10 protein-coding genes are annotated in these 8,863 nt (G+C 69.2%); 6 read left to right on the top strand and 4 right to left on the bottom strand.

Going from position 1 to position 8,863, the window contains the following annotated elements; all coding sequences use genetic code 11:
* From A5624_RS17475 to A5624_RS17460, 4 genes are all read left to right on the top strand, one after another.
* The coding region (locus A5624_RS17475; RefSeq protein ID WP_066868591.1) for an HNH endonuclease signature motif containing protein at positions 1-1,068 on the top strand (1,068 nt) is incomplete at its 5' end.
* Positions 1,069-1,104: 36 nt separating this feature from the next.
* Positions 1,105-1,911 (top strand): MBL fold metallo-hydrolase, encoded by an 807-nt coding sequence (locus A5624_RS17470; protein ID WP_066868584.1) that lies wholly within the window; start codon positions 1,105-1,107, stop codon positions 1,909-1,911.
* A gap of 208 nt (positions 1,912-2,119) precedes the next feature.
* A complete protein-coding gene (locus A5624_RS17465) occupies positions 2,120-3,268 on the top strand; it encodes a PPE family protein (RefSeq protein ID WP_066868582.1) in 1,149 nt (382 codons plus the stop codon).
* 170 nt (positions 3,269-3,438) lie between these two features.
* Complete coding sequence (locus A5624_RS17460) at positions 3,439-4,587, top strand: PPE family protein (RefSeq protein ID WP_066868577.1); 1,149 nt, start codon at positions 3,439-3,441, stop codon at positions 4,585-4,587.
* Here A5624_RS17460 and A5624_RS17455 read toward each other — a convergent pair.
* Complete coding sequence (locus A5624_RS17455) at positions 4,518-5,174, bottom strand: DUF5994 family protein (protein ID WP_082990595.1); 657 nt, start codon at positions 5,172-5,174, stop codon at positions 4,518-4,520. The genes A5624_RS17460 and A5624_RS17455 overlap by 70 nt on opposite strands.
* Before the next feature lie 93 nt (positions 5,175-5,267).
* On the opposite strand from A5624_RS17455, the gene A5624_RS17450 reads away from it, so the two are divergent.
* The gene (locus A5624_RS17450; RefSeq protein WP_066868573.1) at positions 5,268-6,266 is read left to right on the top strand and encodes a magnesium transporter CorA family protein; all 999 of its coding nucleotides are present in this window, start codon (positions 5,268-5,270) and stop codon (positions 6,264-6,266) included.
* 10 nt (positions 6,267-6,276) lie between these two features.
* On the opposite strand, the gene A5624_RS17445 is transcribed toward A5624_RS17450, so the two are convergent.
* Both A5624_RS17445 and A5624_RS17440 read right to left on the bottom strand, forming a co-directional pair.
* Positions 6,277-6,489 carry a hypothetical protein gene (locus A5624_RS17445; RefSeq protein ID WP_066868568.1) on the bottom strand — a complete coding sequence of 71 codons (213 nt, stop codon included), beginning with the start codon at positions 6,487-6,489 and terminating at the stop codon, positions 6,277-6,279.
* Positions 6,490-6,571: 82 nt separating this feature from the next.
* Entirely contained in the window at positions 6,572-6,937 is a 366-nt protein-coding gene (locus tag A5624_RS17440) for a DUF732 domain-containing protein (RefSeq protein WP_066868567.1), read from the bottom strand.
* A gap of 191 nt (positions 6,938-7,128) precedes the next feature.
* Between A5624_RS17440 and A5624_RS17435 the strand changes: the two genes are divergently transcribed.
* Complete coding sequence (locus A5624_RS17435) at positions 7,129-8,046, top strand: PHB depolymerase family esterase (RefSeq protein WP_066868566.1); 918 nt, start codon at positions 7,129-7,131, stop codon at positions 8,044-8,046.
* Between the two features lie 60 nt (positions 8,047-8,106).
* Here the strand turns inward: A5624_RS17435 and nei2 are convergent, their stop codons facing one another.
* Positions 8,107-8,862, bottom strand: a complete 756-nt coding sequence (gene nei2, locus A5624_RS17430; RefSeq protein ID WP_066868565.1) for an endonuclease VIII Nei2 — start codon at positions 8,860-8,862, stop codon at positions 8,107-8,109.
* Between the last annotated feature and the right edge of the window lies 1 nt (position 8,863).

Raw genomic sequence — 8,863 nt, 5'->3', positions numbered from 1 at the left:
CCGTCACTGAGCCAGGGCCGGCTGGCCGCGCAGGTGGACAAGGTGGTGGCTCGCGCTGATGCGGATGCGGTGCGGCGCCGCAAGGAGCGCGCGGCCGGGCGTGAGGTGTGGGTCGCCGACATGGGGGAGGGGTTGGCGCATCTGGAGGGCACCCTGCTCGCCCCGGACGCCCATGCGCTGGACCGGCGCCTGAACGCGTTGGCGGCCACGGTGTGTGAGCACGACCCGCGCACCCGCGCGCAGCGCCGCGCCGATGCGCTGGGAGCGCTGGCGGGCGGGGCGGACCGGCTGGGCTGTCGCTGCGGGCGCGCCGACTGTGTGGCCGGCAAACGGCCCGCGGGCCCGGTGGTGATTCATGTGGTCGCCGAGCGGGCCGCCCTGGATGGTTGCGGCTTGGCGCCGGCCTGCGAGCTGGGCGCCGAGGGCCTGATCTCACCGGAGCTGGTCGCCGAGCTGGCCGGCTCGGCCACGCTGGTGCCGCTGGTTCATCCCGGTGATGCGCCGCCGGAGCCGGGTTATGTGCCGTCCAAGGCGCTGGCCGATTTTGTGCGGTGTCGGGATTTGACGTGTCGTTGGCCCGGCTGTGATCAGCCCGCGGTGAACTGCGACCTCGACCATACGATCCCCTACGCCGACGGCGGGCCGACGCACGCCTCGAACCTCAAGGCGCTGTGCCGCACCCATCATCTGGTGAAAACCTTCTGGGGCTGGCAGGAACAGCAGCTGCCCGACGGCACCCTGATCCTGACCTCGCCGGCCGGACGCATCCATGTCACCACGCCAGGCAGCGCGCTGCTGTTCCCCCAGCTATGCGCGCCCACCGGCGCGATATCGGTCACCGAAGCCGACCTGCCCCGCGACTACTGCGCCGAGCGCACGGCGATGATGCCCAAACGCCGCCGCACCCGCGCCCAGGACCGCGCCGCGCGCGTGGCCACCGAACGCCATCACAACCGCGACAGCCGGCTGGCCCGGCGGGCCCAAACCCCGACCATGCCCGAAAGAGCGACCGGGTCCGAAAATTACGGGCCCGCTCCGCCGAGCGCCGACGACCCGCCGCCCTTCTAGCGGCATGGACGGCGCGGGACGGGGTAGCCAGCGGCTATGGACATCACCGTCACTTATGTCGGCAACGCCACCACCCTCATCTCGGCGGGTGGGCTGACGCTGCTGACCGATCCCAACTTTCTGCACCGGGGGCAACGCGCCTACCTTGGCCACGGGCTGGTGTCCAAGCGGCTCAAGGAGCCGGCGTTGCGCATCGACGAGCTCCCGCCGATCGACGCGATCGTGCTGTCACACATGCACGGCGATCACTGGGACAGGGTGTCGCAGCGGGGCCTCGACCACGGTTTGCCCGTCGTCACCACCCCGCACGCCGCCCAACGGCTGCACAGGCGCGGGTTCGCCCAGGCGCGCGGCCTGCGGACCTGGCAGCAGCACACGATGACCAAAGGCGGCACCACGCTGACCCTCACGTCGCTGCCCGGGCGTCACGCGCCGGGATGGAGCCAGCGCCTACTCCCGCCGGTGATGGGCACCATGGTGGAGTTCGGGGAAGGCCCTGCAGCGCCCCGCCGCCGGCTCTACATCTCCGGGGACACCCTGCTGATCGAGGAACTCAAGGAGATCCCCGCCCGGTTCGACCCGATCGACGCGGGCATGCTGCACCTCGGCGGCACCCGGCTGCCGGCCGGCGGGCGGCTGCCGTTCGGGCTGACCGTGACCATGGACGGCCGCCAGGGCGCCGAGCTCGTCGCGATGCTGGCCCTACCGAAGGCCATCCCGGTGCACTTCGACGATTACGGCGTCTTCGCGTCGCCGCTGGCCGACTTCACCCGCGAGATGCAGCACCGCGGCTTGGGGGACCGGATCGTCGCGGTGAACCGCGGCGCCTCGGTGACCGTGTAGTGAGGCGGCCGTTTTCGAGTAGTGCCCCTGGCCAGCAAATGTCAAATCGCCCTCAGCTTTGGGTATAGGGTGTCCTAACACCGGGCAGTCGAACTGGGAGGTACCGACCGCAGGTGACGGGCTTCGACGTGCAGAGTTTCAGGGTTCTTCGCGGCCCGGTCAACGCAAATTTGCTGAGGTGTTCTCAGCGTGGGCATTGTGAGACGTGATGGATCTTTTTGCACCCCCCGAGGTCACCTCGACGCTCATCCACACCGGGCCGGGCGCGGGCTCGCTGATCGAGGCCGCCGGAGCGTGGCAACGTGTGGCCGTCGAGCTGGAGAATTCGGTCTCCACCTATGCCTCGACGCTGTCGTCGCTGATCGAGTCCTGGGACGGGCCGTCGGCGACGGCGATGCTGCAGTCCGTCCAGCCCTACCTGCTCTGGCTGCGCGAGACCGCGCAGCAATCCGCGCAGCTGGCCACCTCGGCCGAGGCCGCCGCGTCGGCGTTCACCGCCGCCCGCGCGTCGATAGTGCCTCCGGCGGTGGTCACCGCTAACCGGACACGACTGGCGCAGCTGCTGGCCACCAACCGGTTCGGCACCAACACGGCCGCCATCGCCGAGACCGAGAACGAATACCAGACCATGTGGGCGAACAACTCGGCGGCGATGAGCCGCTACCAGGCGTCGTCCTCGCAGGCGACCACGCAGCTGTCGAAGTTCAGTTCGCCCCTTCCCGACACCAGCCCGGACGGCACCGCCAACCAAGAGGAAGCGGTGACCCAAGCCCAGCTCTTGGACGCCGGCAACGTGAGCCAAAGCCTGTTGGGCGCGGACTCGTCGCTCGGCGGCATCTTCGGCAGCGACGGCGACCCGAACAGCGGGTGGTTCGGCTACTGGAGCACCTGGGGCAACCAGTTCATCTCGTCCGGCTTCCCCATCAACATGCTCAGCTACCTGGCGCAGAACTCGTCGGCCAGCGCGCTGCAGAGCGTGGGCGGCGACATCGGCACCGGCCTGTCCGAGGGCCTGGGCGCGGCGACCGCGAGCCTGTCCAGCGCCGTCAAGGACGTCGGCGCGGCAATGGCGCCGACCGGCGCGATGGGCGTCGGGGTGTCGCTGGGCAAGCTGACCGCGCCCCCCGCCGTGGTGGGGCTGTTGCCGGGGACCCAGACCGGGGTGCAGCTCGCGTCCGCGGCCTCGCCGCTGCCCGCGGCGGAATCCGGATTCCCGCTGATGCCGATGATGGTGCCGCCGACGGCGGCCTCGGCGGGCACCGGCTGGCGAAAACGCAAACAGCAGAAGTACGAGGACGTTGCCCTCGGCCAGGAGGTCAAAGGCAAAGTGATGCCTCGAAACCCATCGGCGGGATGACCCTGACGATGGCGCCCCGCGACTGCGGACGCCGTACACCGCCACCGGGCAGGTCGACGGCGACCAGCAGCAGGACGCCACGGTATCCCGCCGTCACTCACTCTGCGATTACCAGACGGGCCGACGCAGCGCGTTCGCCCCAACCACGTTCTTCCCCAAGGTAAAGGTTCATGGATTTCGGGATACTGCCGCCGGAGGTCACTTCGGCGCTGATCCACTCTGGACCCGGTGCTTGGTCATGGATCGAAGCCGCCGCCGTCTGGCAGGAGCTCAGCGCCGAGCTCGAGCAATCCGCCACCAGCTACACGGCGGAGTTGTCGGAGCTGATGACGACGTGGCACGGCCCGTCCGCCCTGGCGATGGCCCAGGCGCTCGAACCCTACCTCGACTGGTTGCGTGTCACCGCCCAGCAGTGCCAGCAGGTCGCCACCTCGGTGCAGGTGATGACCACGGCGTTCGAGTTGACGCACTGGACGGTGGTGCATCCCTCGCTGGTCGCCGCCAACCGGGCGCGGCTTGCAATGTTGTTGGCCACCAACTTCTTCGGGGTCAACTACCCGGCCATCGCCGAAACCGAGGCCGAATATCAGGCCATGTGGGTGAACAACTCGGCGGCGATGATCCGCTACGCCGCCACCTCGGCGAGCGCCGTGCAGCCGCCGACCTTCACACCGCCGCCGCCGGTCACCAATCCGGCGGGCGTGACGATCCAAACCACGCTGGTGCCCGCCACGACGACGACCGACTCCGGGATCATGACGGCCGCCGACATCTCCGGGGCCAGCGAAGATCTCGCGGCCTCCAGCGCCTTCGGCCTGGATCCGGACTCGGGCTGGTTCAGGTACTTCAGCGTCTGGGGATGGCAGTTCATCGCCGGCGGATTCCCGGTCAACCTGCTCGCCTACCTCGCCCAGGTCAACACCGCCCAGGCGCTGCAGGGCGGCGTCGCCGCCGACGTCTTCGGCGGCCTGTCCGAGGCAACGGCCGACTTGTCGGCGGCCGACGCGAGCCTGGTCAGTGCCGTCGGATCGTCGATGGCGCCGCGCGCGACGCTGGGCATCGGCATCTCGCTCGGCAACCTGACCATGCCGCCCGCGACGGTAGGCATGCTGGGGTCTTCGGCGCCGGTGCAACTGGTGTCGGCGGCCTCCCCGCTGCCGGCCGGGCCGGGTCAGACGCCCATGCTCCCGATGGCCCCGATGCGCCCGGCCCGCGGCGCGGCGAGCGGCCGGCGGCGCAAGGGACGCGACTACGACGATATCGAGTACGGCGCCGAGCTTCCGGGCACCGTGATGCACAGGCCGCCGTCGGCCGGATAGCGCCGGCTGCGCGACTCCATCATGCGGTTGCGGACGATGTGCTCGACCAGGATGGGGACGAAGGTCTGCACCGGTGCGTCGATGAACCGTTGCGCCGTCTCGTCGCACCAGCGCCTGATCTGAGCGGTGCGCCGTTCGTCGCCGAGCCCCTCGTGGCGGGCCAGCTTCTCGGCCACGTCCCCCACCGACCGGCCCACCGCGGCCGGGACGCGCCTCGACACCGCGGCGGCGGGGGCGCGCACCGCGTCGAGTTCCCGGCGGGCGGCGTCCTCCTCGGTGTCGGGCCGGATGACATGCAGCGTGAGGTGGCGGCCGCTGTCGCCCATCACGATGACGCTGGTCGGCTCGTCGCTGGTGAAGCCGAGCAATTCGATTGCGTGCCCGTCGATTTGCGCCAGCGCCGGCGTGTCGTGCCAGCCGTTGCGGTGATACCCCACCATGACGATCCGCCCCAGCCGGTCGGACAGCGAGGCCGCCAGGCCCGGCAGCTCGTCGACCAGGGTCGTCGACCGCGGCCACCAGGCGCCGTCGACGTGCTCGGACACGGCCCGATAAGGCTTGAGTTGCAACCGGTTTGATCGCTCCATCGCACAAGATCAGCACGGCCAGTCGGCGGCCGCGGCGCGGGTGAGTGGCTGGCGGGTTTACCGATCGTGAACAACGGTTGAGAAGATGTCGGGGTGCAGATCGCTTCGAATGTTGTCGGCCAGGTGTGGCGCGGCGGCAAGGCGCAGGACGGCTTCGAGTTCGACAAGATCTCGGACTACCTCACCGAACCCGACACCCTGGTGTGGGCCGACCTGTGCGAACCGGACCACGACACCCTGTGCGGGCTGGCCGACGAACTCGGGCTGAACCACTGGGCGGTCGAGGACGCGGTCGCCGCGGCCGAGCGGGTCAAGGTCACCGCCTATGAAAGCCACACCTTCTTCACGGTCTACGCCGTCGACGTCGCAACCGCTTCCGTCGATACGCCTGAGCGGATGCTGTCGATGCAACGCATCTCGGGATTCGTGCTGCCGCAGGGGCTGATCACCGTGCGGCTGACGCCCGACTTCGACATGGCCCAGGTGACCCGCCGGTGGCAGGAGATCGGCGGCCAACGCTACGGCGTCGGCGCGTTGGTGCACGGGCTGCTCGACGTGGTGGTCGACAGCCACTTCACGGCGGTCGAAGCCCTGGACGACTCCATCGAGGCCATCGAGGACGAACTGTTCGACGGCAGACCCCGCAAGGGCGTCTTCCAGCGCCGCACGTTCCGGCTGCGCAGGGACCTGGTGAACCTGCGGCGGGTGGCCCTGCCCATGCGCGAGGTCGTCAATGCCATACAGCACCACCGCATTTCGGACGGATCCGATCGGCAATTGGACCCGCTGTACGCCGACCTGTACGACCACGTGCTGCGGGTCTCGGAATGGACGGAGTCGTTGCGCGACATGGTCACCACCATTTTCGAGACCAATCTGTCGCTACAGGACGCCCGATTGAACACGGTCATGAAGAAGCTGACGGGATGGGCGGCCATCATCGCCGTGCCGACGGCCATCACCGGCTTCTACGGACAGAACGTGCCCTACCCCGGCTTCGGCACCCATGCCGGATTCGCGGCCAGCACCGGCGTGATACTCGTTTTGATGGTGGTGCTCTACGTGATGTTCAAGCGGCGCGATTGGCTGTAGGAAACCGGGGCTACTCCACCACGGACGGCGCCGAAATGCCTTGGTGCAGGCCCTGATTGATGTTGTCCCGCAGGGCCGGGCTGCCCGGCGGATCCGAATCCTGGCAGGCACAACTGAGATGGCTGAAGGGGTTGGGGTCGATGGCCGCCGAGGCCGTGGCCCAGCCGGATGCGCCGAGCGCGATTGCAACGCCCGCCACACCGAGCAAAAGTTTGGGAATCATGTTCGGCCCTGAGCTTCTTCGTTTTGCGATACCTGAAATTTTTTCGCGGTTGCATCACGAACCTGTCAACCGGCGGTAAATTTCAGGATCCGGAAGAAGCGGCCGAATCCGCGTACTTGGGGCAATACGCCTTGATGCTGACCCCGACGAAATAGCCGGCGTGGTAGCTGTCCAGGGTGCTGCTGGACAACACGTTGTTGGCGACCTGTTCCGGTGTCTGGCCCATGTCGAGTTCGTGGCACACGGTGTGCCCGGAGTTGACCGCGGTGTCGGGCGACTCGTAGTTGATGCCCTTGGCTTTCAGCGCGGCTAGAAATGCGTCATCGGCAGACGTGGCGTTCGCGGTCGTGGATGCGGCCAGCACGCCGAGCAGCCCGGCCACCGGCGCGACGCCGATCGCCAGGATCGAGCGCGCCCGGACGGGCTTGCGTATCTGGGTGGTCGTCATTTCTGATACTCCCGTGGAACAGAAGTGCCGTCGCTTGCTGAAGGCGGGGCTAGTTCGAATGCTTGCATGTCGCGGTGCCGCCGGGTGCGGGATCGCCGATAATGCGGTGTGTGCCACACAAGGGTTTGCTCCCGCGTCGGACGCGCGTTACCGGCGAGCCCGCGCCGGCGCGCTGCCGGTGATCTGACGACATGGCATACGGGCGGTGGCTGTGGCTCGCTGTGGTGGCGATATGCGTGGTCGGCTGCGGCGTGCGGCACGTGTCGGCGGCGAGCGCTCGAGACATTCCGGGCACCTTTCGATCCGGCGGCATGGACCGAACCTACATGTTGCACGTGCCGGCGGGCGACCCCGTCGGGCTGGTGCTCAGTTTGCACGGCGGCGGTGGTAGCGGGATCTCGCAGCGCGCCCTGACGGGCTTCGACACCGTTGCTGACGCCCACAACCTGCTGGTGGTTTACCCCGACGGTTACGACAAGAGCTGGGCCGACGGGCGCGGCGCCTCGCCCGCCGATCGCCACCACATCAACGATGTGGCATTTCTGGTCGGGCTGGTGACCAAGGTGCAGCACGACTACGGCGTCGCGCCCGGGCACGTGTTCGTCACCGGGATGTCCAACGGCGGCTTCATGAGCAACCGGCTGGCGTGCGACCGGGCCGACGTCTTCGCCGCGGTCGCCCCGGTGGCCGGCACCCTGGGCGTCGGGGTGGCTTGCAACCCGTCACAGCCGGTGGCGGTCTGGGAGGCCCACGGCACGGCCGACCCGCTGGTGCCCTTCAAGGGTGGGGCGGTGCGCGGGCGCGGCGGGCTGAGCCATTCCATCTCGGCGGACACCATGGTGGACAAGTGGCGTTCGGCCGACGGCTGCCAGGGCGATCCGGCCATGGAGGCGCTGCCCGATGTCCGCGACGGCACCGTCGTGCACCGCTACGAGTCCACCGGGTGCGCGGCCAACACCGAGGTGGTGTTCTACAAGATCGACCGCGGCGGGCACACCTGGCCGGGCGGCAAGCAGTACCTGCCGGCGGCCGTCATCGGCCCCACCACCCGCGCGCTGGACGGGTCCGAGGCCATCGCCCAGTTCTTCCTCGCGCACGCCCGCGACTAGCTGTGATCGCAAGCGCGGCGAAGCCGGGCGCCGGGGGTCGCCGCCATCGCGACTAGCGCCTCAGCGCTGGCACGACGGGCACCAGTAGGTCACCCGTTCCGTCGCGACGTCGAACTCGACCGCGGTGCCGCAGCGGCGGCAGGGCTGGCCCGATCGCCCGTAGACCCATAGCTGCCGGCCCGCCCGGGTGTCGCCTGTGGTGCACCGGTTCCAGCGGAACCTGTTGAGCCACAACATGTCCCGGGCGCGCGAGACCAGCCGGCGGGGATCGGCGATGTCACGCACCGGCGCGGTGGGCAGATGCCCGGTGAGGAAACACAATTCGTTGCTGTACACGTTGCCGACCCCGGCCAGCACCCGCTGGTCCAGCAGCGCCTCGGCGATCGGCCGGTCCGGGTCCGCGGTCAGATTGGCCGCGGCCAGGGCCGGATCCCAATCTTCGCCCAGCAGGTCGGGGCCCAGGTGCGCGACGGCGTCGCCGTCGCGGTCGCGTTCCAGGACCTCCAGCACCCCCAGGTCGACGCCGACCGCCCGGGCGGTGGCGGTTTCCAGGATGATGCGCGCCCGGTGGTCGACGCGCTGCGCGCGCTTGCCGACCCGCCAGCTGCCGTCCATTTTCAGGTGCGAGTGAATGCTGGCCGGCCCCACCCGGATGAACAGGTGCTTGCCGCGGCTGAGCACCTCGTCGACCACCTGCCCGGTGAGATCGACGGTGGCGAACCGCGGCACCCGGATGTCGCAGCGGGTCAGCGTGCCGCCGACCAAATGCTCGCGCAGCACGGCGGCGGTGTGCCAGACGGTGTCACCCTCGGGCATG

This window comes from Mycobacterium sp. 1482292.6 (genome assembly GCF_001672995.1).
Taxonomy (GTDB): domain Bacteria; phylum Actinomycetota; class Actinomycetes; order Mycobacteriales; family Mycobacteriaceae; genus Mycobacterium; species Mycobacterium europaeum_A.
The sequence above is the reverse complement of the archived record's forward strand: the minus strand, read 5'-3'. Positions and strand labels throughout refer to the sequence as shown.

Coding starts and splice junctions, on each gene's coding strand:
- A5624_RS17470 (WP_066868584.1), top strand. CDS start 1,105: ATGGACATCACCGTCACTTATGTCGGCAACGCCACCACCCTCATCTCG.
- A5624_RS17465 (WP_066868582.1), top strand. CDS start 2,120: ATGGATCTTTTTGCACCCCCCGAGGTCACCTCGACGCTCATCCACACC.
- A5624_RS17460 (WP_066868577.1), top strand. CDS start 3,439: ATGGATTTCGGGATACTGCCGCCGGAGGTCACTTCGGCGCTGATCCAC.
- A5624_RS17455 (WP_082990595.1), bottom strand. CDS start 5,174: ATGGAGCGATCAAACCGGTTGCAACTCAAGCCTTATCGGGCCGTGTCC.
- A5624_RS17445 (WP_066868568.1), bottom strand. CDS start 6,489: ATGATTCCCAAACTTTTGCTCGGTGTGGCGGGCGTTGCAATCGCGCTC.
- A5624_RS17440 (WP_066868567.1), bottom strand. CDS start 6,937: ATGACGACCACCCAGATACGCAAGCCCGTCCGGGCGCGCTCGATCCTG.
- A5624_RS17435 (WP_066868566.1), top strand. CDS start 7,129: ATGGCATACGGGCGGTGGCTGTGGCTCGCTGTGGTGGCGATATGCGTG.
- nei2 (WP_066868565.1), bottom strand. CDS start 8,862: ATGCCCGAGGGTGACACCGTCTGGCACACCGCCGCCGTGCTGCGCGAG.